26 protein-coding genes are annotated in these 22,511 nt (G+C 59.3%); 13 read left to right on the top strand and 13 right to left on the bottom strand.

Annotated elements, in window-relative coordinates; genetic code table 11:
• The first annotated feature begins 14 nt into the window (after positions 1–14).
• From ACQZ6D_RS06300 to ACQZ6D_RS06290, 3 genes are read left to right on the top strand one after another with little or no spacing between them, the layout of a single operon-like run.
• Positions 15–644 (top strand): DUF1285 domain-containing protein, encoded by a 630-nt coding sequence (locus ACQZ6D_RS06300; protein ID WP_065702301.1) that lies wholly within the window; start codon positions 15–17, stop codon positions 642–644.
• Positions 641–1,279 (top strand): NUDIX hydrolase, encoded by a 639-nt coding sequence (locus tag ACQZ6D_RS06295; protein WP_065702302.1) that lies wholly within the window; start codon positions 641–643, stop codon positions 1,277–1,279. Before ACQZ6D_RS06300 ends, ACQZ6D_RS06295 begins: the two co-directional genes overlap by 4 nt.
• On the top strand, positions 1,276–2,532 hold the full coding sequence (locus tag ACQZ6D_RS06290; RefSeq protein ID WP_065702303.1) for a CCA tRNA nucleotidyltransferase: 1,257 nt from the start codon (positions 1,276–1,278) through the stop codon (positions 2,530–2,532). The genes ACQZ6D_RS06295 and ACQZ6D_RS06290 overlap by 4 nt, the downstream gene beginning before the upstream one ends.
• 26 nt (positions 2,533–2,558) lie before the next feature.
• Here the strand turns inward: ACQZ6D_RS06290 and ACQZ6D_RS06285 are convergent, their stop codons facing one another.
• The 3 genes from ACQZ6D_RS06285 to hemF all read right to left on the bottom strand — a co-directional run bounded on the left by ACQZ6D_RS06285 (position 2,559) and on the right by hemF (position 4,165).
• The gene (locus ACQZ6D_RS06285) at positions 2,559–2,744 is read right to left on the bottom strand and encodes a DUF1059 domain-containing protein (protein WP_003513537.1); all 186 of its coding nucleotides are present in this window, start codon (positions 2,742–2,744) and stop codon (positions 2,559–2,561) included.
• 120 nt (positions 2,745–2,864) lie between these two features.
• A complete protein-coding gene (locus ACQZ6D_RS06280) occupies positions 2,865–3,131 on the bottom strand; it encodes a hypothetical protein (protein WP_003513532.1) in 267 nt (88 codons plus the stop codon).
• A gap of 122 nt (positions 3,132–3,253) precedes the next feature.
• Positions 3,254–4,165, bottom strand: a complete 912-nt coding sequence (gene hemF, locus ACQZ6D_RS06275) for an oxygen-dependent coproporphyrinogen oxidase (RefSeq protein ID WP_111803779.1) — start codon at positions 4,163–4,165, stop codon at positions 3,254–3,256.
• Between the two features lie 129 nt (positions 4,166–4,294).
• On the opposite strand from hemF, the gene ACQZ6D_RS06270 reads away from it, so the two are divergent.
• On the top strand, positions 4,295–4,570 hold the full coding sequence (locus ACQZ6D_RS06270) for a hypothetical protein (RefSeq protein WP_013636608.1): 276 nt from the start codon (positions 4,295–4,297) through the stop codon (positions 4,568–4,570).
• 3 nt (positions 4,571–4,573) lie between these two features.
• Here the strand turns inward: ACQZ6D_RS06270 and ACQZ6D_RS06265 are convergent, their stop codons facing one another.
• Positions 4,574–6,226: a Na/Pi cotransporter family protein gene (locus ACQZ6D_RS06265; protein ID WP_065662220.1), complete on the bottom strand. Its 1,653-nt coding sequence runs from the start codon at positions 6,224–6,226 to the stop codon at positions 4,574–4,576.
• 172 nt (positions 6,227–6,398) lie between these two features.
• The gene (locus ACQZ6D_RS06260) at positions 6,399–6,872 is read right to left on the bottom strand and encodes a tRNA (cytidine(34)-2'-O)-methyltransferase (protein ID WP_003513525.1); all 474 of its coding nucleotides are present in this window, start codon (positions 6,870–6,872) and stop codon (positions 6,399–6,401) included.
• 225 nt (positions 6,873–7,097) lie between these two features.
• Here ACQZ6D_RS06260 and ACQZ6D_RS06255 point away from each other — a divergent pair, with 225 nt between their 5' ends.
• The 3 genes from ACQZ6D_RS06255 (at position 7,098) to ACQZ6D_RS06245 (ending at position 11,717) form a co-directional block, all read left to right on the top strand.
• Complete coding sequence (locus ACQZ6D_RS06255; protein WP_162995199.1) at positions 7,098–7,253, top strand: hypothetical protein; 156 nt, start codon at positions 7,098–7,100, stop codon at positions 7,251–7,253.
• A 383-nt stretch (positions 7,254–7,636) separates the two neighbouring features.
• Positions 7,637–9,487, top strand: coding sequence for an ABC transporter ATP-binding protein (locus ACQZ6D_RS06250; protein ID WP_065702305.1), 1,851 nt, complete (start codon positions 7,637–7,639; stop codon positions 9,485–9,487).
• 253 nt (positions 9,488–9,740) lie between these two features.
• Positions 9,741–11,717 carry an ABC transporter ATP-binding protein gene (locus tag ACQZ6D_RS06245; RefSeq protein ID WP_003513518.1) on the top strand — a complete coding sequence of 659 codons (1,977 nt, stop codon included), beginning with the start codon at positions 9,741–9,743 and terminating at the stop codon, positions 11,715–11,717.
• Positions 11,718–11,730: 13 nt separating this feature from the next.
• Here ACQZ6D_RS06245 and ACQZ6D_RS06240 read toward each other — a convergent pair whose 3' ends face one another.
• Positions 11,731–12,663, bottom strand: coding sequence for an endonuclease/exonuclease/phosphatase family protein (locus ACQZ6D_RS06240; RefSeq protein WP_065702306.1), 933 nt, complete (start codon positions 12,661–12,663; stop codon positions 11,731–11,733).
• Positions 12,664–12,973: 310 nt separating this feature from the next.
• Between ACQZ6D_RS06240 and petA the strand changes: the two genes are divergently transcribed.
• The 5 genes from petA to ACQZ6D_RS06215 all read left to right on the top strand — a co-directional run bounded on the left by petA (position 12,974) and on the right by ACQZ6D_RS06215 (position 16,862).
• The gene (gene petA / locus ACQZ6D_RS06235; RefSeq protein WP_003513514.1) at positions 12,974–13,552 is read left to right on the top strand and encodes a ubiquinol-cytochrome c reductase iron-sulfur subunit; all 579 of its coding nucleotides are present in this window, start codon (positions 12,974–12,976) and stop codon (positions 13,550–13,552) included.
• A gap of 14 nt (positions 13,553–13,566) precedes the next feature.
• The gene (locus ACQZ6D_RS06230) at positions 13,567–14,850 is read left to right on the top strand and encodes a cytochrome b (protein ID WP_019565206.1); all 1,284 of its coding nucleotides are present in this window, start codon (positions 13,567–13,569) and stop codon (positions 14,848–14,850) included.
• A gap of 22 nt (positions 14,851–14,872) precedes the next feature.
• A complete protein-coding gene (locus ACQZ6D_RS06225) occupies positions 14,873–15,757 on the top strand; it encodes a cytochrome c1 (RefSeq protein ID WP_003513510.1) in 885 nt (294 codons plus the stop codon).
• A 79-nt stretch (positions 15,758–15,836) separates the two neighbouring features.
• Positions 15,837–16,229 (top strand): GFA family protein, encoded by a 393-nt coding sequence (locus tag ACQZ6D_RS06220; RefSeq protein ID WP_065702308.1) that lies wholly within the window; start codon positions 15,837–15,839, stop codon positions 16,227–16,229.
• Between the two features lie 90 nt (positions 16,230–16,319).
• Positions 16,320–16,862 carry an adenine phosphoribosyltransferase gene (locus ACQZ6D_RS06215; RefSeq protein WP_019565208.1) on the top strand — a complete coding sequence of 181 codons (543 nt, stop codon included), beginning with the start codon at positions 16,320–16,322 and terminating at the stop codon, positions 16,860–16,862.
• 13 nt (positions 16,863–16,875) lie between these two features.
• Here ACQZ6D_RS06215 and ACQZ6D_RS06210 read toward each other — a convergent pair whose 3' ends face one another.
• From ACQZ6D_RS06210 to ychF, 4 genes are all read right to left on the bottom strand, one after another.
• Positions 16,876–17,511, bottom strand: a complete 636-nt coding sequence (locus ACQZ6D_RS06210; RefSeq protein ID WP_065702309.1) for a class I SAM-dependent methyltransferase — start codon at positions 17,509–17,511, stop codon at positions 16,876–16,878.
• Between the two features lie 63 nt (positions 17,512–17,574).
• Positions 17,575–18,042: a MaoC family dehydratase gene (locus ACQZ6D_RS06205; RefSeq protein WP_003513502.1), complete on the bottom strand. Its 468-nt coding sequence runs from the start codon at positions 18,040–18,042 to the stop codon at positions 17,575–17,577.
• The gene (locus ACQZ6D_RS06200) at positions 18,039–18,512 is read right to left on the bottom strand and encodes a MaoC family dehydratase (RefSeq protein ID WP_003513500.1); all 474 of its coding nucleotides are present in this window, start codon (positions 18,510–18,512) and stop codon (positions 18,039–18,041) included. Before ACQZ6D_RS06200 ends, ACQZ6D_RS06205 begins: the two co-directional genes overlap by 4 nt.
• A gap of 322 nt (positions 18,513–18,834) precedes the next feature.
• Positions 18,835–19,938 carry a redox-regulated ATPase YchF gene (gene ychF / locus ACQZ6D_RS06195; protein ID WP_003513497.1) on the bottom strand — a complete coding sequence of 368 codons (1,104 nt, stop codon included), beginning with the start codon at positions 19,936–19,938 and terminating at the stop codon, positions 18,835–18,837.
• Between the two features lie 253 nt (positions 19,939–20,191).
• On the opposite strand from ychF, the gene clpS reads away from it, so the two are divergent.
• Complete coding sequence (gene clpS / locus ACQZ6D_RS06190; RefSeq protein ID WP_003513495.1) at positions 20,192–20,503, top strand: ATP-dependent Clp protease adapter ClpS; 312 nt, start codon at positions 20,192–20,194, stop codon at positions 20,501–20,503.
• An 11-nt stretch (positions 20,504–20,514) separates the two neighbouring features.
• Here clpS and ACQZ6D_RS06185 read toward each other — a convergent pair whose 3' ends face one another.
• The 3 genes from ACQZ6D_RS06185 to ACQZ6D_RS06175 form a co-directional block, all read right to left on the bottom strand.
• A complete protein-coding gene (locus ACQZ6D_RS06185) occupies positions 20,515–20,967 on the bottom strand; it encodes a GNAT family N-acetyltransferase (protein WP_065702310.1) in 453 nt (150 codons plus the stop codon).
• Positions 20,968–20,973: 6 nt separating this feature from the next.
• Positions 20,974–21,690 carry an aminoacyl-tRNA hydrolase gene (gene pth / locus ACQZ6D_RS06180; RefSeq protein WP_003513491.1) on the bottom strand — a complete coding sequence of 239 codons (717 nt, stop codon included), beginning with the start codon at positions 21,688–21,690 and terminating at the stop codon, positions 20,974–20,976.
• Positions 21,691–21,791: 101 nt separating this feature from the next.
• Entirely contained in the window at positions 21,792–22,505 is a 714-nt protein-coding gene (locus ACQZ6D_RS06175; RefSeq protein WP_065702311.1) for a substrate-binding periplasmic protein, read from the bottom strand.
• Between the last annotated feature and the right edge of the window lie 6 nt (positions 22,506–22,511).

Raw genomic sequence — 22,511 nt, 5'->3', positions numbered from 1 at the left:
AGCGAGACTCGAATATGGCAGCGGAGACGATAAATTCGGCAAGCGATGCAGCAGGGCTGGCGGCGATGATTTCACGCGCCGCCGAGCAGACCGGCGACGCCAAACGTGGACCTGCGCCGGTGGAGCGCTGGAATCCCCCCTTTTGCGGCGATCTCGACATGGAAATCCGCGCAGACGGCACCTGGTTCTATATGGGTACGCCCATTGGCCGGGCGCCGCTGGTGCGGCTGTTTTCCACGGTCCTGCGCAAGGATGACGACGGCAAGACCTATCTTGTAACTCCTGTGGAAAAAGTCGGCATCCGCGTGGTGGATGCTCCTTTCGTGGCCGTCGAGATGAAGGTGACGGCGGGCGAGAAAGATGGCGGGCCGCTGCTGACCTTCCGCACCAATGTCGGCGATGTGGTGGAGGCCGGGCCGGAGCATCCGCTACGCTTTACGATTTTCGGAGAAAACCGCGAATTGAAACCCTATATTCTGGTGCGCGGCAGGCTGGAGGCGCTCGTCTCGCGGGCGGTGATGTATGATCTCGTGGCACTCGGCGAGGTGATCGATGTGGACGATGTCGAGATGTTTGCCGTGCGCTCGGGCGGGGTTGTCTTTCCCGTGATGCCCGCCAAAGAACTGGAACGGCTTTCGCAATGACAATAACGACAACCCGCCTTGAAACTTTTACCGCCGCCGATTTCCGCCGCCGGGTGCTGGAGGAAGGCGAGGGCGTGGCGGAACGCGAGAATGGCGATCATCTGCTCAATCCGGGCGTGGTGCTTTCGGGAAACGGCATAAGGCTGAAGGACGCCGCCGTGCTGGTGCCTGTCATCGACGACGGCAACGAAGCGCGGGTGATCTTCACCCAGCGCACCGCAACCCTGCGCAAACATTCCGGCCAGATTTCCTTTCCGGGCGGTGGCATCGATGCCGGGGACCGCACACCGGAAGAGGCGGCCCTGCGCGAGACGGAAGAGGAGATCGGCCTCTCGCGATCTTTCGTGGAAACGGTCGGGCGTCTGCCGGATTATATTTCCGGTACCGGTTTTCGCATCAAGCCGGTGCTGTCGGTCGTTCGTCCCGGCTTTGACCTGACGCTCAATCCCACGGAAGTGGATGAGGTTTTCGAGGTGCCGCTGTCTTTCCTGATGGACCCAGCCAATCACGGGCGCGGCAGCCGCATCTTTCAGGGGAAGGAGCGGTTTTTCTACGAAATGCCCTATGGCGAGCGCTACATTTGGGGCATTACGGCGGGCATCGTGCGGACGATTTACGAGAGGTTTTATTCATGAGCAGCCTTGCCGGGCGGGACTGGTTTGAAAAGCCGGCGCTGAAGCGCATCTTCGCGCTGTTGAACGCCGATGGCGGCGAGGTGCGGATCGTCGGCGGCGCCGTGCGCAATGCGCTGATGGAACAACCGGTCGTCGATGTCGATATGGCGACGACGCTTACCCCCGATGTGGTGGTTGAGCGCGCCAAGGCGGTGGGCATCAAGGCGGTACCGACCGGCATAGAACACGGTACGGTGACGCTGGTGATCGACGGCGAAGGTTTCGAGGTGACGACGCTGCGCCGCGATGTCGAGACCAATGGCCGCCATGCGCAGGTCGCTTTTGGCACAGACTGGCAAACCGACGCCGAGCGGCGCGATCTCACCATCAACGCACTTTACGCTGACGAGAAGGGCGAGATCATCGACCTCATCGATGGCCTTCTCGACATTGAAACCGGCACGGTGCGTTTCATCGGCGATGCGGCAATGCGGATTTCGGAAGATTATCTGCGGATTCTTAGGTTCTTCCGCTTTTTTGCCCATTATGGTTCCGGTCGTCCTGATGCCGATGGCTTGCGCGCCAGTGCGCGGGCCAAGGACAAGCTTGGGACGCTCTCGGCCGAGCGGGTGTGGAGCGAGCTGAAAAAGCTGCTTTCCGCGCGCGATCCCTCCCGCGCCTTGCTGTGGATGCGGCAATCCGGCGTGTTGGCGGAAATTCTTCCCGAAACGGAAAAATGGGGTATCGACGCCATTCACGGGCTGGTGGCAACCGAACAGGCGCTTGGCTGGACAGTTGACCCGATGCTGCGGCTTGCTGCCATAGTGCCGCCCGACAGGGAGAGGCTAACGGCGCTTGCTGCGCGGCTGCGGCTGTCGAAGGCTGAAGCTGCATATCTCGCCCACTGGGCTTCCGCGCCGGTGATCGATCCGGAGATGAAGGAGACGGCGCTAGACCGGCTGCTTTACCGGCAGGGCGTTGACGGTGTGAAGACGCGCCTGAAACTGGCGCTTGCCTCGGCCCGCGCCGACCTTTCGGGCGGTGAGGCGGCGATGCAGAAAGTCGCGCGACTTTCGACGCTGCTGACGAGAGCGAACAAGTTCCACAAGCCCGGCTTTCCGCTGAGCGGCGCTGATGTGATGGCCGCGGGCGTGGAGTCCGGTCCGAAGGTAGGCGAGGTGCTGAAAAGCCTCGAAGAAAAGTGGATCGACGTCAATTTCTCGCTAGACCGGGCAGCGCTGACCGCCCGGCTGAAGGATATGCTGGAGAATTGAGATCGCAGTGCCGGAGGCGTTGCGGCTCAGGCCGCATTTGCCTCGTCGCGGATGCGGGATTTGATGTTTTCGATCATGTTTTCGCGGATGATGGTTTCGCCGTGGGCCGATCGCATATGTTCCACGGTGCGGCGCACGACTTCCGCGTCGTCATCCGCGCGGGTGTGCCAGGCACAGCCGGGCACGAGCGTTCCACATTCAAACAGTCTCATGGTCTTGCCTCCCTGTTTTAGACAGAGGGACAGCCTGCAAATGCCTGCTGTCCCTCTGACAAGAAACGAACGGTCGCCGCTAATGTTCCAGAGCGGCGTTCCGCTGACCCTGTTCAGGCCCTATTCGGGCATCGCCCAGCACTGGAAAACAGAGGATGTGCCGGCTGCCGGGATTTTTGTACGAGGCATTTCGTCATTGTCGGCCCGCGTCACCGCTTTTCCGGCAAGCGTGCGTTTTACCTGTTCGACATAAAAGGAATGCGGCAGTTCGCGATCGCCGGTGGCACGCATTTCCGCTGCCATGCGGTCGATCAAATCAGGGGTATCGATGGAATGCGAGGCTCCCTCAGCGGAAGCAGATATAGGCATGCTGTTCGAAGTAATCATGACGATAGCTCCTCCAGTACGTCTGCACGCAGGAGATTATCATTGCCTTTATTTTTCCATAAGTCCTAATTTGCGCGATTTGCGCCCAAATTCATGACGGGCGTCAAATTTACGTGAGTATTTCAGGGCCAGCGGACCACGGGCGGCAGGGAAGACAGAATCGATTCGACATTGCCGCCGGTCTTGAGGCCGAAGATCGTGCCGCGGTCGTAAAGCAGGTTGAATTCCACATAGCGGCCACGGCGAATGAGCTGCTCGTCGCGGTCCTCTTCCGTCCAGGGCTGGTTGAAATTGGATCGCACGATTTTTGGGTAGACCAGGTTGAAGGCGCGGCCAACATCCTGCACGAAGGCGAAATTGGCGTCCCAGCCGCCCTTTTCCTCTTCCGGGTGCAGCCAGTCGAAAAAGATGCCGCCGGTGCCGCGCGGCTCGTTGCGGTGCTTGAGGAAGAAGTACTCGTCGCACCACGACTTGTAGCGCGGATAGTCGGCCACGGGATGGCGGTTACAGGTGATCTCGAAGCCGCGGTGGAAAAGCTGGGTGTCCGGATCCTGTTCCGTCCGCCGGCGTCCAAGCACGGGCGTCAGGTCCGCGCCGCCGCCGAACCAGTGGCTGGTGGTGACGACCATGCGGGTATTCATATGAACAGCCGGCACATTGGGATTGACCGGATGGGCGATCAGCGAAATGCCCGAGGCCCAGAAGCTGGGGTCTTCTTCCGCACCCGGTATCTGCTGGCGGAATTCCGGCGAAAACTCACCATAGACGGTGGAGGTGTGGACGCCGACCTTTTCGAAGACGCGGCCCTCCATCATCGACATCTTGCCGCCGCCGCCCGCGCCATTGTCGCGCAGCCAGTCCTTCTGCACGAAGCGTCCCGGTTCCTGATCGGCGAGCGGGCCGCTCAGCTCGTCTTCAAGGGTTTCGAAGGAGGCAACGATGGTGTCGCGCAGATGCTGGAACCAGGCCTGGGCGGCGGCCTTCTTGTCTTCTATGTCCTCGGGCAAGCCCTTCGGCAAAGATGGCCGTTCCATGCATGTTCTCCTTTGGTGAAGTCGATTCCCTGTCGCATCTAGCAGGTGCTGGCCTTGCGCACAAATTCGACTCGCCAAGTTCACATGCGGGCACTATCTTTAGCGATGTAGGTGCCAGAGGTGAATATCATGACGAAATTTGCCGGACCGCCGCCCCTGGACGGGCTGAAGCGCAGGATCGCCAATCACCGCAAGGCGCGTGAAAGTGACGGCGGCGATCCGATGCGCAACGGCATGTTCGTGCGGCAGACCTTTTGTCTCGACCGTGAAGAAGCCCGTGCCAAGGCGCGCGAGTGGTTCGACAGTTTTCCGAAGGCCGCCTATTGGACCGAAGTGGAAAGCTGGCGGCAGCTGGAAGGCGACCGCATCGAATTCACCATGCGGCGGCTTCCTTCGGCAGACTAAGCTTTAAGCACGCGGTTCGGCGTAACGCAGGCGGCTTTCGATCAAAACGCCGCTTTCATCCAGAATGGGATGGGCAACAGAGACGATATGGGCGTTTATGCGCTTCAGATCGCGCAGCATGTCGAGATGCAGTGAACTCGTCTGCATGCTTTCCGTCAGCCCATCGCGCAGCCGCTCCAGATGGCGGTTGGACGACTGTTTTTCGAGGCGGCGTATATCCACCTTGCTTTCCATCAGCCGGCGGGCGAGATCGAAATCGCCGGTCACCAGAATGCTCTGGGCGGCCCGCAGATTTTCGATTGTCATGTCGAACAGCGTCTTCAGCTCCTCATAACCGTCGTCGGAAAATTTGAAGCTGTTCAGCACCTTCTTGCGGATCTGCTCGCAAATGCCTTTTTCGATGATGTCGCCGATATGTTCGAGATTGATCGCGTAATCGATGATGGCGATCGAACGGCGCGCTTCGTCGTCTGCAAGCCCTTTGCGCCCCAGTTGGGAAAGATAGACCTTCACCTCCTGCTGACGGCGATCGACCTTCTTTTCGAGCAGGGACACTTCCTGAAGGGGTGCCAGATCATTATGCTTGAAGGCGTTTTCGGCGCGGATCAGCATGCGCTCGATAGCATCGCCGACGCTCAAGACCTCACGCGTGGCATTGGCGAGCGCCACAACAGGCGTATCCAGCGCCTGCTGATCGAGGAAATTCGGGCCATCTTCGGCTTTCGGATCGCCCGGCACCAGCTTTGCCATCAGGTCGGATATGAGGGCTGAGAACGGCCAGGCAACCGCTGCCAGAATGACATTGAAGATGAGATGCGCATCAACAGGCAATTTGGCGGGCGAAAGCGGCAATTGCTGCAAAAGCGTTGCGCCATAGGATGCGAGTGGCATGGCGATGAGGCAGCCGATGGTGCGCACCACAAGGTTGCCGATAGTGATGCGCCGCGCCGAGGCCGGGCCGGAGAGCGTGGCGATGACCGGCGGAATGGCGCCGCCGAGATTGGCGCCGAGAATGAGAACGATGATGAGACCGGCGGACAGCGTGCCAGTAGCAGCAAGCGACAGGATAAGCACCACGACAGCGAGGCTGGAGGAGGAGACGAAGGCCAGCACGGCGGAGAAGATCAGCGCGACGGGCCATGCGCCATCAAGCAGACCGATGAAGACGCCAAGGGCTGGCGAGGCACGCATCGGTTCGGTCGCGCCGCTCAACAGATGCAATGACAGAAGCATCAGGCCGATGCCGATGACCGCGGTTCCGCCACCTTGTCGGGCGTTTGAGCTACCCTTTTTGAGAACGATACCGGAGAGGATCAGCAGCGGCGACAGCCACTCCACACCGGCCGCGACAATCCAGGCGGTGACGGCGGTGCCGACATTGGCGCCGAGCAGCACGACCTGCGCCATGCGCGGCTTGATGAGATCGCGTTCTGCGAAGGAGGCGACGGTAAGCGCGGTTGCCGTCGAGCTTTGCAGCGCGACAGTGGCGAAAAAGCCGGAAAAGAAGGAACGCGGGCCGCTCTGGGTGCCCGTCGCCAATACACTTCGCAGTTTCATGCCGAAGGCACGGGTAACCCCATCCTTGACCTGGGCAAGACCAAAGAGCAGCAGCGCGACTGCGCCGAGAAGGTTGACGATGACAATGGTGGATTGCATGCGACGTCTCCTCACACCCGCCGGCGGATGGCTGCGGCGAGGGCGATTTTTGTTGTCCGGCTAATAAGTATAGGAGCCTGAACGCCTTCGGTACAGGCCGGGTTGCGACAGTTTTGAAGCAAAAACGGTCAATTTTTGTATTTGCACGAAAAAATGGCGCTAAAAAAGGCGCTTAAGACCATGCAGTCTGGCGCAAAGCCTCGCCGGTGATCATCGCGGCGGACATTGCGACGTTGATGGAGCGCTGCCCCTCGACCATCGGGATGATGATTCGCTCCTGCGCCTTCTCATGCACGTGGTCCGGCACACCAGCACTTTCACGGCCGAAAAGCAGGATATCGTCGTGGCGATAGGCGATTTTCGTATAGGGCAGGGCGGCCTTGGTGGAGGCGAGAACGAGGCGGCGGCCGGTGGTTGCGCGCCACTCCTCAAACCGGTCCCAGCTGACGTGGCGCGTCAGCGCCGCCGCTGCGATATAATCCATGCCTGCCCTTTTCAGGTTGCGGTCGGAAATATCGAAACCGGCCGGCTCGATGATATCGACGCCGAGGCCGAGACAGGCCGCCAGCCGCAGGATCGTGCCGGTATTGCCGGGAATATCCGGCTGGTAGAGGGCAATCCTGATTTCGGGTCTGATATCGCTCATGGTCTTCTCACCGCGTTTGGAATGCCGGAGCGCTTATCACGGGCGGCGGGTTTGTGACAGATGCAGCCCGAGAGGACCGTTTCGAAGAGTGCCGTATTCATTCGCGTGACACACAGTCGGGCTACCCATTAACCATCGTGCCGTCAGGCCGATCCGGCATATCCGGTTGCGTCGGATCGGCGTTGTTTCGATCCGGGTTCCGCGCAGCAAAAACAGGAAGATATCATGTCCGAACGGGCGAATTTCGTCCATTTGACCGACCTGCATGTCGGCAATCTGCAGGTGCAGGACGATGATCTTTATTCCGACACCTCGGCCACGCTTGCCGATACTCTGGCGCAGATCAAGGCGCTCGGGCAGGCGCAGGACGCCGCCGAGTAAGCTGCGTATCCAGGCCTTACAACGGGCGGAGACCTTTGCCGGGTCTTCTCCGCCCGTTCGGCAGAATCGGTCGCAATCGAGAGCTTTTCTGACGCGTTCGGCATCTTTGCGGCTGGTCAACGATTAATTTTTGCGCTACAAGGCGACATCTTCAACACCAGCTAGGGAGGTTCTGATGCAAAATGACATTCGTATTCGCCTCCCGGCCCCAGTAGTGCTGCTGCTGGCCTAGGTGTTACCCCCGCGGTTCGACCGCGTTTCCCATAGTTTGACTCGTCATGTGGCTGTTGCGGCCATATCCAATACTTTTCTGTTCCGTCGTGAGCCATATTTGCGTTTGCTCACGTTTCACGATGGGGCGATTGCTTGCCGGAGCTTGGCCTATGTTTGGCTGGTTTGAAAAACGCCTTGACCCTTTTCCCTCTTCGGCGCCGTCTGTGCCGCCGAAGAAGCTTTTGCCGTTCGTGTGGCATTATGTGCAGCCCGCATGGCCGTGGCTCCTGCTGCTCGGCCTGATGTCCATGGGCATCGCCGTTGCGGAAGCCATGCTCTACAAATTCCTCGGCAGCATCGTTGACTGGCTTTCCACGGCCAATCGCGAGACGTTTTTTGCCGATGAGGGCTGGCATCTGATGGTCATGGCTGGGCTGGTGCTCTTCCTGCTGCCACTGATGGGCGCTATCCACACCATGACGATGCACCAGACGCTTGCCGGCAATTTCGGCATGATCGCGCGCTGGAAGATGCATCGTTTCCTGCTGCGCCACTCCATGAACTTTTTCGCCAACGAATTTGCAGGCCGGGTTTCGACCAAGGTGATGCAGACGGCACTGGCGATCCGCGAAGTGGCGCTGAAGGTGATCGACGTGTTCGTCTACGCTATCAGCTTCGTCGTCTCGATGCTGTTCATGGTTGCGGCCGCAGACTGGCGGCTGGTCATTCCGCTGCTGGTGTGGCTCGGCATCTATATGGGTATCCTCACCTATTTTGTGCCGAAACTCGGCCGGCTCGCGCAGGAGCAGGCAGATGCGCGCTCGATGATGACGGGGCGTATTGTCGACAGCTATACAAACATCTCGACGATCAAGCTGTTTTCGCATGCGGGCCGCGAGGAAAGATATGCGCGTGAGGGGATGAACGTGTTTCTCGGAACCGTTCACCGCCAGATGCGCAAGATTTCCGGCTTCAACATCCTGATCGACCTCAACAATGCGGTCGTGCTGTTTTCCACGGCCTCGCTCGGTCTTTATTTCTGGATGCAGGGTTCGGTCACGGCCGGCTCGGTTGCCATTGCCATAAGCCTTGCCATGCGCGTCAACGGCATGTCGCAATGGATCATGTGGGAAGTCACCTCGCTGTTCGAAAACATCGGCACCGTCTATGACGGCATGTCGATGATGACGAAGCCGCACGATATCGTCGATGCTCCGAAGGCGCCGCAGCTTGCGGCACCGCAGGGCGCGATCCGTTATGATAACGTCCGCTTCCACTACGGCAAGAACAAGGGCGTGATCGACGGGCTGACGCTGGATATCAAGTCGGGCGAGAAGGTCGGTTTGGTCGGGCGTTCCGGTGCGGGCAAGACAACGCTGATGAACCTGCTTCTGCGTTTCTACGATCTGGAAGCGGGCAAGATCACCATCGACGGGCAGGACATCTCCAAGGTGTCGCAGGACAGCCTGCGCGAGTTGATTGGTGTGGTGACGCAGGATACTTCGCTGCTGCACCGTTCGATCCGCGACAACATCGCCTATGGCCATCCCGAGGCCACCGACGAGCAGGTGATCGCGGCGGCAAAGCGGGCGAATGCCTGGGACTTTGTGGAAACGCTTGTCGATATGCATGGCCGCCAGGGCCTTGATGCCCAGGTGGGCGAACGCGGTGTAAAGCTGTCCGGTGGCCAGCGTCAGCGTATCGCCATTGCTCGCGTGTTCCTCAAGAACGCGCCGATCCTGGTGCTTGATGAAGCGACCTCGGCGCTCGACTCGGAAGTCGAGGCGGCGATTCAGGAAAACCTGTTCTCGCTGATGGAAGGCAAGACGGTTATCGCGATCGCCCACCGTCTGTCGACGCTGACCGAAATGGACCGGCTCATCATCCTCGACAAGGGCCAGATCGTGGAATCGGGCAGCCATGCGGAACTGGCGGCGATGGGAGGTATCTATGCCGATCTATGGCGGCGCCAGTCCGGCGGCTTCATCGCCGACCACGAGGCGGAAGCGGCTGCCGAGTAAGGAGAGCTCGAAGGGCGGGAAGCATGGTTTCCCGCCCTTTCGTTTGCGGTTCGCGTTTATCTATGTAGGCGAGTTAAACCTCTCCTCCGTCATGCCGGCCTTGAGCCGGTTTCCAGCCACGGCGCGTCTGCGCCGTGAAAGGGGTATCCCGCGATCAAAGACTTGAATCGCGCTTTACCCTTGATCTAGTCCTTGGTGACGGAGTGAGGATGCTGCGAGTGCGCGAAATCCAGGTGGATCTATCCAGAGCCCGGTGGAACATTCTTCGCCCTTTTTCATTTCCCGAACGTTACCGAAATATAATCTCTTCCCGAACGCTCTGCGGCTGTTCCCGCTCCGGGAATCCGCCTATATCCGGATCATGGTCATTACCCGCATCTTCGAGTTTTTCGAGAACTGGATAAAGCCCTTCGCCCGAAAGGACGATTTGCGGCCGCCGGAAAAGACGTCCGGTTTCATCTGGTTCTATATCTCGCAGGCCAAGGCGCCGTTTCTTGCCATGCTGGTGCTGGGCGGGTTGACGGCTGCCATTGAGGCTGCGCTTTTCTGGTTCGTCGGGCGGCTGGTCGACATTCTCTCGACCGTCAAGCCGGAAGAGGGCTGGGCTGGACTGCTGGCAGCCCATGGCGGCGAACTCGTCGGCATGCTGGTGTTGATCGGCATCGTGCGTTTTATCGTCACCATGGTGACCGCGCTGGTGGACCAACAGATCATCACGCCCGGCTTTTACAATTTGGTGCGCTGGCAATCCTATATGCATGTGGCGCGGCAATCGCTGACTTTTTTCCAGAACGATTTTTCCGGCCGCATCGTTACCAAGGTCTGGTCGGGCGGGCAGGCGGCAGGCGATCTTGTCACCTCGCTGATGGAAAGCGTCTGGTTCGTCGGCATCTACTCCGTCTCGATGCTGCTGCTGATCGGCGGACTGGACTGGCGGCTTGCCGTCGTCGTCCTCGTCTGGGTGCTGATCTTCTCGCTGCTGGCGCGTTATTTCGTGCCGCGCATCCGCTCCCATTCGAAAGAAACGGCGGAGGCAGCCTCCATGCTTTCCGGCCGGATGGTGGATGCATACAGCAATATCCAGACGCTCAGGCTGTTCGGGCGCGACGATGCCAACGACCGCTACATGCGGCAGGGCTTCGATATCTTCCAGAACGCCACGATGACGTTCACGCGGTTCATCACCGGTGTGCGCGCCTCGATGGCGCTGCTGTCGGGTGTGATGATCACGTCGATGGCGGCGCTGTGTATCGACCTTTGGCTGTCCGGCAAGATCAGTTCCGGCGCTGTCGCCTTCACGCTGGCACTGGTTCTGCGCCTCAACTTCCTGCTCGGGCGATTGATGACGCAGTTCAACGGCATCATGCGCAATTTCGGCACGGTGCAGAATGCGGCGGAGCTGATTTCGCAGCCGATCGGCCTTGTGGACGCGCCGGATGCGACAGTGCTGGACGTGAAAAGTCCAAGTATCCGCTTCGAAAACGTCAGCTTCCATTATGGGCGGGCGAACGGGGTCATCGACAATCTCAATCTCGATATCAAGGCGGGGGAGAAGGTCGGCATCGTCGGACGCTCCGGCGCGGGCAAATCCACCCTCGTCAATCTGCTGCTGCGGTTTTACGATGTTGAGAAAGGCCGCATCCTCATTGACGGGCAGGATATCGCCAAGGTCACCCAGGAATCACTGCGCGCCCATATCGGCATGGTCACGCAGGATACGTCGCTGCTGCACCGTTCTATCAGAGACAACATCATGTTCGGGCGCACGGATGCCACCGAAGCGCAATTGCTGGAGGCGACGCGCCGGGCCAAGGCGGATGAGTTCATTGCACGGCTGGAAGACCAGCGCGGCCGCACGGGTTTCGACGCGCATGTCGGCGAACGTGGCGTGAAATTGTCCGGAGGCCAGCGCCAGCGCATCGCCATTGCCCGCGTGATGCTGAAGGATGCGCCGATCCTCGTCCTCGACGAGGCGACGTCTGCGCTTGATTCGGAAGTAGAAGCGGCGATCCAGAGCAATCTCGATGAGTTGATGCAGGGCAAGACAGTGCTGGCCATCGCCCACCGTCTTTCAACAATTGCTGCTCTCGACCGGCTGATCGTGATGGATCAGGGCCGTATCGTCGAGCAGGGCAGCCATTCAGATCTCGTCTCGCAGGGCAGACTTTATTCGGAACTCTGGGCGCGACAGTCGGGCGGTTTCCTTGCTGTGGACGAGGCGGCCCAATAGGGTCTTTTGGCAGCTATTTCCCGATCATGAAATCCGCCATCAGGCCGAAATGATTGGAACCGAGGCTGTCGGGGAGACGGGTGGTTTTCAAGAGCGTGGCCGGTTCGCGGGCGAAGATATGGTCAATCGCGATGCCGAAGCGACCTGCCTTCGTCGGCCATGTGGCGGGTTCCCATGGCGCTTTCTTCAGGTCGTTGGCGGCGAGGAAGTCGCGCATGTCGGGAGCGATGCTGGCCGAATTGAAATCTCCGGCCAGAATGAGCGGCCCGGTGACACGAAAGAGAATTTCGCTGACTTCGTCCAGCTCGTCCCGGTGATAGTCGTCGAAATAGGGTTTGGTGATGTGACCTGCAGCGAGCGTCAGCTTCGTGCCGTCGAAATCGATGCTGGCGATGGCGAAACGGTCGCGGCGCAGATCGCTGAGGCTATGGAAACGGCCCTCCAGCAGCGGCCGCTTCGATAGGATCAAGAGATCACAGGTCGGTGTTCCCGCATAGCAGCCAAGCCTGTGGGGGTAGGTTTGCTGCAGACGCGGCAGAACCGATTCCAGCGCAGCCGCCTCAAACAGATAGACCGCATCCGCGTCTGATTCGAGAATCCTGTCGGCAACCGCATCCGCATTGGCGGCGTTATCCATCAATACGTTGAAGGACAACAGCCGGAAGGGTCTGGCGCCAGGTGCCGCATTGGCGCTTGTCGAGAATTCCATGAGCATGGCGACGGCGTGGATGGCGAGTGCAAGCGACCAGATGATGAGGAAAGCGGAAATCGCGTCACGCGTCAGCCAAAATACCAGGCATGACAGCAGGATACAGACGAAGGCGATGTGAAGCTGGAAACTGGTGACGAAGGCTAAAAGCCAGAAATCCGTCACATAACGCAGGCTGGCGATGAAAAGTACGGCAGCCACGACCGTGGAGACCATGCACGAGAGCTTCGCCGTCATCCGAATCCCTGCTTTCCAAGCTCTCCCTTGATGTCTCGTAACATGCCGCAAGGGTGGGCACAATGTTGCCCGCTTGCCGGGGCTTAGGAAAAAAACAGAAACAAATCCGCCCCTTCTGGCAGAATTACGGCAGCTTTGTGTGCTTTGCTCTTGCCAAGTCAGTCAATATTTTGCGATCAAACAGAATGACGCGGTTTCTCAAACGCCGCGAGGATGACCGAGACGGTGGGACGGAGATTGTCTTGGATCAAATCATAGCGGGAGGACTCATGCGATTTACGGCAAAAACAGCGCAGAGGATGGTGTAGCGGTGAGCGAGCACGTAACCAATCACGACGCCTCGGGTGAACCGACCCGTCGCGATTTTCTTTATCTAGTAACCGGAATGACGGGCGCCGTTGGTGCCGCCGCAGTGGCATGGCCCTTTATCGACCAGATGCGTCCAGACGCATCGACGCTGGCGCTTGCCTCCATCGAGGTGAATGTCGCGGCGGTCGAGCCGGGCATGTCGCTGACCGTGAAGTGGCGCGGCAAGCCGATTTTCATCCGTAACCGCACGGAAAAGGAAATTGGCGAAGCCAATGCTGTCGCTCTTGCCGATCTCAAGGATCCGGTGGCGCGCAACGCCAACATTGCCCCCGACGCGCAGGCGACGGACATTGACCGTTCCGCCGGTCAGGGCAAGGAGAACTGGATCGTCATGATCGGTTCCTGCACCCATCTCGGTTGCGTTCCGCTCGGCCAGGCCGGCGATTTCGGCGGTTGGTTCTGTCCCTGCCATGGCTCGCATTACGATACGGCGGGCCGCATACGTAAGGGTCCGGCGCCGCAGAACCTCGCCATCCCGACATTTGCATTCACATCCGATACCGTGATCAAGATCGGATAAGGGGACAGATATTTATGAGTGGTCATTCCAGTTATCAGCCGTCCACCGGCATCGAGAGGTGGATCGATTCGCGGCTTCCCTTGCCGCGCATGATCTATGACAGCTTCGTTGCCTATCCTGTCCCGCGTAATCTGAACTACGCCTACACATTCGGCGCGATGCTGGCTGTCATGCTGATCGTGCAGATCCTCACTGGCGTCGTGCTTGCCATGCATTACGCCGCTGAAACGACGGTTGCCTTCAATTCCGTCGAAAAGATCATGCGCGACGTCAACCACGGCTGGCTGTTGCGCTACATGCACGCCAACGGTGCATCGTTCTTCTTCATCGCGGTTTACCTGCACATCGCCCGTGGACTTTATTACGGCTCCTATAAGGCGCCACGCGAAATCCTCTGGATTCTCGGCTGCGTGATCTACCTCCTGATGATGGCGACGGGCTTCATGGGCTACGTGCTGCCGTGGGGCCAGATGTCCTTCTGGGGCGCCACGGTCATCACCGGCTTCTTCTCGGCTTTCCCGGGCATAGGTGAGTGGATTCAGCAGTTCCTGCTCGGCGGCTTTGCGGTGGACAATCCGACGCTCAACCGCTTCTTCGCGCTCCACTACCTGCTGCCCTTCATGATCGCGGGTGTCGTCATCCTGCATATCTGGGCGCTGCATGTGACCGGCCAGACCAATCCGACCGGTGTGGAAGTGAAGAGCAAGACCGATACGGTACCCTTCACGCCCTATGCGACGTTGAAGGATGCACTCGGCGTTTCGGTGTTCCTCATCGCTTATGCGTGGTTCGTCTTCTACATGCCGAACTTCCTCGGACACCCTGATAACTACATCATGGCGGATCCGTTGAAGACACCGGCGCATATCGTGCCCGAATGGTATTATCTGCCGTTCTACGCGATGCTGCGCGCCATCACTTTCAATATCGGGCCGATCGATTCCAAGCTCGGTGGCGTTCTCGTCATGTTCGGCGCAATCATCGTGCTGTTCTTCCTGCCCTGGCTCGATACCTCGAAGGTTCGCTCCGCGGTATATCGTCCCTGGTACAAGCTGTTCTTCTGGCTGTTCGTGGTCAACGCCATCCTGCTTGGCTGGCTGGGTTCGCGTCCGGCGGAAGGCCTTTATGTCATCATGTCGCAGATCGGCACGCTTTATTACTTCGGTTTCTTCCTCGTCATCATGCCGATCCTCGGTCTGGTCGAAACGCCGCGGCGTATTCCGAATTCGATTACCGAGGCCGTTCTGGAAAAGAACGCCGCCAAGAAGACTGCCGCGCCAGCGGCCGCCCAAGTCTGAGCGCGAAGGAAGGATGACGACAATGAAGAAGCTTGTAACGAGCATCGCGCTTATCGCTGCCATCGGCTGTTCCGCCGCCGCTTTTGCGGCCGAGGAGAGCCACGATCTCGCCACCAAGACCGAGCATGCGATCGCCGGCGGTCACTTCCCGGTCATCAAGCCCGAGGAGCAGAGCTGGTCTTTTGCCGGACCTTTCGGCAAATACGACAAGGGCCAGCTGCAGCGCGGCCTGAAGGTCTACAAGGAAGTCTGCTCTGCCTGCCATTCGATGAGCCTCGTTTCCTTCCGCACGCTGGGCGATCTCGGTTATTCGGAAGAGCAGGTGAAGGCCTTTGCTGCGGAATATGAAGTGCAGGACGGGCCGAACGCCGACGGCGAAATGTATAATCGCAAGGCTGTGCCTTCCGACCATTTCCCCTCGCCATTCCCGAACCACGAAGCGGCTGCTGCTGCCAATGGCGGAGCTGCACCACCGGACATGTCGCTGCTTGCCAAGGCGCGCGGCGTGGAGCGTGGCTTTCCGCAGTTCGTCATCGACATGATTCCGATCATCGGCGGTTATCAGGAAGGCGGCCCGGACTACATCCATGCGCTGCTGACCGGATACCAGGACGCGCCTGCCGGCGTTGAAGTGTCGGAAGGCACGCATTTCAACCCGTATTTCGCCAGCGCCGTGGCGCTGAAGATGGCGCCGCCGATCAGTGCCGATCAGGTGACCTATGACGATGGTGCGCCGCAGACGGTGGATCAATATTCCAAGGACGTGTCCGCTTTCCTGATGTGGGCCGCAGAACCGCATCTGGAAGCGCGCAAGCGCACCGGCTTCATGGTCATGGTGTTCCTGTTCATCTTCACGGCGCTGATCTATCTCACCAAGAAATCGGTCTACGCCAACAAAGAACATTGAGCGGCTTCAAATGCCTGCAATCATTGGCCCCCATGGTCTTGCCCTGGGGGCCTTTTCATGTGTCGAAGGAGGATGAGAAATGGCGAAAGTCCGGAGCGGTGGCTGCCTGTGCGGTTCCGTCCGTTTCGAGGCCACGGGTGAACCCGGCAATCCGCACAGCTGCTCCTGCGATATCTGCCAGCGGCACTCCGGCGCTTCCAGCCTTGCCTGGGTGGAGTTTGCGAGCGATGCAGTGGTCTGGACGGGAGAGCGCGGTGCGCCCATGGTTTTCCGGTCTTCAGATTATTCCAGCCGTGCGTTTTGCGCGGTCTGCGGCAGCACGCTTGGCGCCATCGACGATGCACCGACTGTCGACCTCGTTTCCGGCTCTTTTGACGACAGAAATGACGAGGCGCTACGGCCTCTGTCGCATTCCTTCGCGGATGTATGCCCAGTCTGGGCGCGGATCGAGGGAATGTCGGGGCAGGAATGAGCGGCGGTCCTTTTTAGTTGGTCCGCAGCCACCAAGTTGATAGGGTGGCCCGAACCTTCTGATCCATTTCCCAATCTAACTGGAAATACCATGACCGTTATCGCTTCGGAGCTTTCCGCTGCCATCCGCTCCATTCCCGACTATCCGAAGCCGGGCATCATCTTCAGGGACATCACGACTCTGCTTGGCAATCCGCGCGCTTTCCGCCGTGCCGTGGACGAGCTTGTGCAGCCCTATGCGGGAACGAAGATCGACAAGATCGCGGGGATGGAAGCGCGTGGCTTCATTCTGGGCGGAGCGGTGGCGCACCAGCTTTCCGCCGGTTTCGTGCCTATCCGCAAGAAAGGCAAGTTGCCGCACACCACCGTGCGCGTGGCCTACAGCCTTGAATACGGCGTTGACGAGATGGAAATGCATGTGGACGCCGTGCAGCCGGGCGAAAAGGTCATTCTGGTCGACGACCTGATCGCGACTGGCGGCACCGCCGAAGGTGCGGTGAAACTCTTGCGGCAGATGGGCGCGGAAATCGTTTCGGCCTGCTTCGTCATCGATCTGCCCGATCTCGGCGGCCGCAGGAAGCTGGAAGACCTCGGTGTGGAAGTGCGGACACTGGTGGAGTTTTCAGGCCATTGAGGCCGGTTTCCGGCTAGGAATGTTGCGACAGGCCGGTGTTTTGTCCGTTCTTTCGTAGTGCGATCCATGTCCAGTGGACGCCCATGGCGCGATTACCCGCCTGAATGGAAGCAACTTCTACCTGTCGTATCAACGTGAACCCCAGACGGGCTGCATTGCCCGTCGTTTCCGCTGGTGAAATGGGAAAAGCACGGCGGCCTTTGGGTGCGGGGCCGTGACGCAGGGACATGATCAGCAATCCGCCTTCTGCCGTCATCTCCGAGAGGCTTTCCATGGCGGTCTGCCGTGCCTCGTCATCGATATGGTGCCAGACGCCGCACAGCGTAACCAGATCGAACGGGCCGTGGCGGCGCGCTTTCATCAGATCGGGCAAACAGTCGTCAAGCCAGGTTATCTTGTGCGAGAGGTGCAATCTCTTTCCGGGTTCACGCAGTTCCTTGACCGGCTCTATCGCCAGAACATCATGGCCGCATTCGGCAAACCAGGCGGCATCGCGACCGGTGCCGCTGCCAATATCCGCCACGCGGGCCGGTGAGACCGGCAACAGATCGATGACCGGTGCGTAGATTTCCCGGCAATCCAGTCCATCGAACCTGGCAATTAGGTCCGGCGTTGCCGCTTCAGCATAACCCTGTAGGATATCGTTCATTCTTGCCTTCCCGCCGCGACGCCGATTCCGAGGGTATCGCGCGCGGGCTATCTCGGCCAGCCGCTATTCGAACTCCAGAACCCCGCTCTGGAAGGTCATCACGGTTTCTCCGGACTGGTTCACGCCCTCGTTGAAGGTGGTGTTCAGCCAAACCCCGGCTCTTGATTCCAGTGGTCGGGCATCGAGCAAGGTGACGAAATAGGTCACGTCGTCTCCGGCGAAAACCGGCTTTTTCCATTTGAGTTCACGAAAGCCGGGGGAGGGGCCGAGTTTCGGCGGTTCAAGGCCAAGTTGTTTCAGCCTCTTCACTTCCTTGCCCCAATGGGAAAGGAAACATTTCATCCAGCCAGCGCCGGTGTGCCAACCGGAAGCGCAGAGCGCTCCGAAGACGCTGTTTTTCGCCGCTTCGGCATCGAGATGAAAGGGCTGCGGATCGAAATCGCGGGCGAAACGGACAATGTCTTCGGCGGAAAAATGCAATGTGTCGAGGGTGACGCGTTCGCCGATCGGGGAAAGTTCTGCCAGTCTCATGCCGCAAGGCCTCCGTCCGCACGCATCAGGAACATCACGGTGTTTTCGCCGTGCGATACCAGAACGCCGCGCTGGTTATAAAGCTCATGGCGAAACTTCACGAGGCCGATGCCGGGGCGTGAGCTGGAGGTGCGCTGTTCCAGAACAATGGATTTTCCCGAAAGCGTATCGCCAGCCAGAACCGGCTTTTTCCAGTCGACATAATCGATGCCGGGGCTGCCTTGCGATGTCGAATCGCTGATATAGCTCTCCGCCATCATTCGCATCAGCAGGGCGCAGGTGTGCCAGCCGGATGCCGCCAGCCCGCCGAGAATGCTCTGGCGGCCAGCCTCTTCGGACAGGTGCATGGGCTGGGGGTCGAACTCGCTGGCGAATTCGATGATTTGTGCTGCAGAAATCGATTGCGGTCCCAGGGGAAATTCCCGTCCAACGGAAAAATCCTCATAGGCATATGTCGCGACCGGCGCCATGGCTTCCTCCCTTGCCTAGTCGATGTCACCGGCATCTAAAATGATTTTTCCCTTTACGTAAAGGTCAAATCGAGAGTGCGTTTGCGGTGTACGTAGATGCTATTGAGAGAGCCAGTGCGGCATGCTGCCTTCTCCCAGAGGAGGAGAAGGTCGCGATAGCGGAATGAGGGGCAAGGGTCGTGTAATTCGCCAGCCTTGCCTCCTCATCCGATCCTCCGGGCTATCTTCCCCCGCCGGGGAGAAGAAACAAGCCACGGATGTGTGTCACTTCGGTCAACGAGTCAAAAGACGCGATGTGACCGCCGCCGCGCTCAAGACCAGATCAGGTATTAAAGCGGAAGTGGATGACGTCACCGTCCTGGACGACATATTCCTTGCCTTCGTCGCGTCCCTTGCCGGCTTCCTTGGCACCAACTTCGCCCTTGTAGGCGATGTAGTCGTCATAGGCGATGGTAAAGGCGCGGATGAAGCCGCGTTCGAAATCGGTATGGATGACGCCGGCGGCAGCGGGCGCTTTGGTGCCGCGCACGATCGTCCAGGCGCGCGTTTCCTTGGGGCCGACGGTGAAATAGGTGATGAGGTCGAGCAGGTGATAGCCGGCGCGGATCAACCGGTCGAGACCGGCTTCGGTGAGCCCGAGGGCCGAGAGGAATTCTTCGGCTTCATCGGCCGGAAGCTGCGCGACTTCGGCCTCGATCGCCGCCGAGATGATCACGCATTCGGCGCCCTGTTGCTTTGCCATCTCCGCGACAGCCGCGGTGTGCTCGTTGCCGGTGGATGCGTCGGCTTCAGAGACGTTGCAGACATAAAGCACCGGGTGCGACGTCAGGAGATTGAGGCCCTTGAGGATTTCGATTTCCTCGTCCGCCAGTGTCTTCAAAAGCAGACGTGCCGGTTTTCCGTCGTTTAGCAGAGCAATTACGGCTTCCATCACCGGCAGTTGGGCCAAGGATTCCTTGTCCTTGCTGGTGGCGCGCTTGCGCGTCTGCTCGACACGGCGTTCCAGGCTTTCGAGGTCGGCGAGCATCAATTCCGTCTCGATCGTGTCGGCATCGCCAACCGGATTGATGCGGCCTTCCACATGGGTGATGTCGTCGTCCTCGAAGCAGCGAAGCACATGCACGACGGCATCGACTTCGCGGATATTAGCGAGGAACTTGTTGCCGAGACCTTCACCCTTCGATGCGCCGCGCACCAGGCCGGCAATGTCCACGAAGGAAATGCGGGTCGGAATGATTTCCTTCGATCCGGCAATGGCCGCGAGCTGCTGCATGCGGGGGTCCGGCACGGCAACTTCGCCGGTGTTGGGCTCGATGGTGCAGAAGGGATAGTTGGCGGCCTGCGCGGCCGCCGTTTTCGTCAGCGCGTTGAAGAGGGTGGACTTGCCGACATTCGGCAGCCCGACGATACCGCATTTGAAGCCCATGGCTTGAAACCTGTCCGTTTGAAAGAATTCGTTGAGGAGCCTTTTGCGGAAAGGGCAGGGCAAGGTCAAGCCCGGGGGCCGATTTGGGCGGGCAAAGCCCCGCGAATGGAGCGGAATTTTGCGCGAGTGCGGGGCCGGGGTTGTCGATGCTGCGGTTGCGGCGCAATATGCGCCGGTCGAGCAACCGATCTTTCGTCATCAACGGGGATTTTCCCCATGGGCTACAATTGAGTGACAATCACGGGCGACAATGATGAGTGACAGTCCTGTTGATCTCAAACCGAAACCGAAAGTCAAACCGAAGCTGGAGCGGCCTAAGCTCTACAAGGTCATTCTGCTGAATGACGACTATACGCCGCGCGACTTCGTCACCCTGGTATTGAAGGTCGTCTTCCACATGGGCGAGGACACCGGCCACCGGGTGATGATGACGGCGCATCGCTTCGGGAGCGCGGTCGTCGTTGTCTGCGAGCGCGACATTGCCGAGACCAAGGCCAAGGAGGCGAACGATCTTGGCAAGGAGGCCGGGTTTCCGCTGATGTTCACCACCGAGCCGGAGGAGTGACGGTTTTATGCTCAATCCCGCCGGATCTGAAAACCCGTCTTGTTCTGAATGAAACCGCAGTTTTCGTAGAAGGCATGCACCTCAGGACGCTGCCGGCCGGTCAGCAGCATCACCTTGTAGCAATTTGCGGCAAAGGCGGTCTCGATGGCTTGGCGCACGACTGCGCGGCCATATCCCCGGCCGCGACGGCTTTCCAGCGTCACCACATTTTCGATGAAGGCATAGGGACGGGCAGCGCGCGTCAGGTTCGGGATGACGAGAAGCGTGGCGGTTGCAACGGGTTCCTGGTCTTCCATGGCAAAGAACACGGTGAGGCCGGGTTGGCCGAGCATGGCGGCGAAAACCGTGCTTGCCTCTTGCGTCGTCAGTTGCGGGTCCGAAGGGTTCAGCGCCTGGTAAAGTTCGAGCAGTTTCGGCAGATCGTCCGGGCCAGCTTTGCGAAGGCTCATGGTCTCTGAAGACATCTGCGCTCAATCCTTCTTGCCGAACATCCGCTTCAGCATCTCCGCCATCGGCCCGGTTTCCGGCAGTTTTTTCGGTTGGGCGTTGTTGCGCGCCTGATGGATGTGGGATTGCGCGGCGGGCTTGGCCGCCTTGGCCGGTTTTTCCGTTTCCGGCTTGCTGCCGGTGGCAAGCGCCAGCTTGTTCATCAGCTGCGAATCCTCTGATTTCACCAGCATCGCGGCATTGTCGGCAATGGCGTCCAGCAGCGGATCGAGCCAGACCCGGTCGGTCTTGGCGAAATCACCGAGAACGTGGCCATGCACCCGCTCCTTGTCGCCGGGATGGCCGATGCCGAGACGCAGGCGGCGGTATTCCTTACCGCAATGGGCGTCGATCGATTTCAGACCATTATGGCCGCCATGGCCGCCGCCGGTCTTGATGCGCGCCCGGCCTGCAAGCAAATCGAGTTCATCATGGATGACGATAATGTCTGCCGGTGCAAGCTTGAAGAAACGCATGGCCTCGCCGACGGATTCTCCCGACAGGTTCATGTAGGTAAGGGGCTTCATCAGCAGAACTTTCTCACCGCCTATTTCGCCTTCGGAAATCTCCGCCTTGAATTTCCGCGCCCAGGGCGAGAAGGAAGGCAGGCGCTGCAGCGCATCCACGGCCATGAAGCCGATGTTGTGACGGTTTCCCGCATATTGGGCGCCGGGGTTACCAAGGCCTGCGATGATCTTCATGGGGCATGTCCGCTTTTTTGCCTGACGATGCTGTTGTCACCACCCCGAAATGTTCCGGCTGTCAATCTTTTTATGGATTTTTTGATGTCGCGAGCGGGCGCTCAAGGGCTGACGAGTTTGTAGCGGTCGAATATGCTCTGTTGCGTTCCATCGGCGATCAGTCTGTCCAGGCGCGCTTGCAATTTTGCAATGACCTCGTCTGGAACGCTTTTGTTGCAGGCAAGACCCAGCTGTTGCCGCGCCAGCGTTATCACTTCCCTGAATTTGCCTGGGGGTTGGCTTTTGAAAGTGCTTTCCGACATGGGCATCAGGTCGATGCGGCCTGCGTTCAGCTTGTGAAGCGTGATCTGGAAATCAGCACCGACATCCACATGCTCGAAACCGAGGTTGCCAAGAAGGACCTCGGTGTAGTCGCCACGCTGGGTGCCGACCCGGTATTTCCTCGCGTCTTCCAGACTGGAGACGTTGATATCCGCATTCTGGCGCGCCACGAGGATGTTGCGGTCGCTATGGATCGGTGAGACCCATTTGAAAAGCTTTTCCCGTTCGGGCGTTCTCGCCGTGGCAAAGACGCAATGCATGGCCTTCGTTGTGGCCAATGCGATTGCCCGCGCCCAGGGCATGACGGCAACCTCGTAATCGGTGCCGGTATCCTCAAGTACGATCTTGAGCTGGTCGATATAAACGCCCGCCACGCTGCCGTCGTCGTTTTGCAGATTATAAGGTGGGTAAACCTCGGTGGTCAGGAAAAGCTTGGCTGCGCTGGCCGGGCCGGCAAGAGCAAGAAAGATCAGACAAAAGCGGATCAATCCCATGGCTGC

It is taken from the genome of Agrobacterium sp. 22-3639C2, from assembly GCF_053522105.1.
Note: the sequence above shows the minus strand (reverse complement) of the source record. Positions and strands in the feature narration are given on the sequence as shown.

Bases quoted from the DNA above. Each gene is read 5' to 3' on its own strand.
- pth (WP_003513491.1), bottom strand. From the start codon at position 21,690: ATGAAGATCATCGCAGGCCTTGGTAACCCCGGCGCCCAATATGCGGGA.
- ychF (WP_003513497.1), bottom strand. From the start codon at position 19,938: ATGGGCTTCAAATGCGGTATCGTCGGGCTGCCGAATGTCGGCAAGTCC.
- ACQZ6D_RS06240 (WP_065702306.1), bottom strand. From the start codon at position 12,663: ATGACGGCGAAGCTCTCGTGCATGGTCTCCACGGTCGTGGCTGCCGTA.
- ACQZ6D_RS06285 (WP_003513537.1), bottom strand. From the start codon at position 2,744: ATGAGACTGTTTGAATGTGGAACGCTCGTGCCCGGCTGTGCCTGGCAC.
- hemF (WP_111803779.1), bottom strand. From the start codon at position 4,165: ATGGAACGGCCATCTTTGCCGAAGGGCTTGCCCGAGGACATAGAAGAC.
- ACQZ6D_RS06185 (WP_065702310.1), bottom strand. From the start codon at position 20,967: ATGTCTTCAGAGACCATGAGCCTTCGCAAAGCTGGCCCGGACGATCTG.
- ACQZ6D_RS06200 (WP_003513500.1), bottom strand. From the start codon at position 18,512: ATGGCGCCGGTCGCGACATATGCCTATGAGGATTTTTCCGTTGGACGG.
- ACQZ6D_RS06290 (WP_065702303.1), top strand. From the start codon at position 1,276: ATGAGCAGCCTTGCCGGGCGGGACTGGTTTGAAAAGCCGGCGCTGAAG.
- ACQZ6D_RS06175 (WP_065702311.1), bottom strand. From the start codon at position 22,505: ATGGGATTGATCCGCTTTTGTCTGATCTTTCTTGCTCTTGCCGGCCCG.
- ACQZ6D_RS06220 (WP_065702308.1), top strand. From the start codon at position 15,837: ATGGCGAAAGTCCGGAGCGGTGGCTGCCTGTGCGGTTCCGTCCGTTTC.
- clpS (WP_003513495.1), top strand. From the start codon at position 20,192: ATGAGTGACAGTCCTGTTGATCTCAAACCGAAACCGAAAGTCAAACCG.
- ACQZ6D_RS06255 (WP_162995199.1), top strand. From the start codon at position 7,098: ATGTCCGAACGGGCGAATTTCGTCCATTTGACCGACCTGCATGTCGGC.
- ACQZ6D_RS06295 (WP_065702302.1), top strand. From the start codon at position 641: ATGACAATAACGACAACCCGCCTTGAAACTTTTACCGCCGCCGATTTC.
- ACQZ6D_RS06225 (WP_003513510.1), top strand. From the start codon at position 14,873: ATGAAGAAGCTTGTAACGAGCATCGCGCTTATCGCTGCCATCGGCTGT.
- ACQZ6D_RS06270 (WP_013636608.1), top strand. From the start codon at position 4,295: ATGACGAAATTTGCCGGACCGCCGCCCCTGGACGGGCTGAAGCGCAGG.
- ACQZ6D_RS06300 (WP_065702301.1), top strand. From the start codon at position 15: ATGGCAGCGGAGACGATAAATTCGGCAAGCGATGCAGCAGGGCTGGCG.
- ACQZ6D_RS06205 (WP_003513502.1), bottom strand. From the start codon at position 18,042: ATGAGACTGGCAGAACTTTCCCCGATCGGCGAACGCGTCACCCTCGAC.
- ACQZ6D_RS06215 (WP_019565208.1), top strand. From the start codon at position 16,320: ATGACCGTTATCGCTTCGGAGCTTTCCGCTGCCATCCGCTCCATTCCC.
- ACQZ6D_RS06260 (WP_003513525.1), bottom strand. From the start codon at position 6,872: ATGAGCGATATCAGACCCGAAATCAGGATTGCCCTCTACCAGCCGGAT.
- ACQZ6D_RS06250 (WP_065702305.1), top strand. From the start codon at position 7,637: ATGTTTGGCTGGTTTGAAAAACGCCTTGACCCTTTTCCCTCTTCGGCG.
- ACQZ6D_RS06210 (WP_065702309.1), bottom strand. From the start codon at position 17,511: ATGAACGATATCCTACAGGGTTATGCTGAAGCGGCAACGCCGGACCTA.
- ACQZ6D_RS06230 (WP_019565206.1), top strand. From the start codon at position 13,567: ATGAGTGGTCATTCCAGTTATCAGCCGTCCACCGGCATCGAGAGGTGG.
- ACQZ6D_RS06265 (WP_065662220.1), bottom strand. From the start codon at position 6,226: ATGCAATCCACCATTGTCATCGTCAACCTTCTCGGCGCAGTCGCGCTG.
- ACQZ6D_RS06280 (WP_003513532.1), bottom strand. From the start codon at position 3,131: ATGATTACTTCGAACAGCATGCCTATATCTGCTTCCGCTGAGGGAGCC.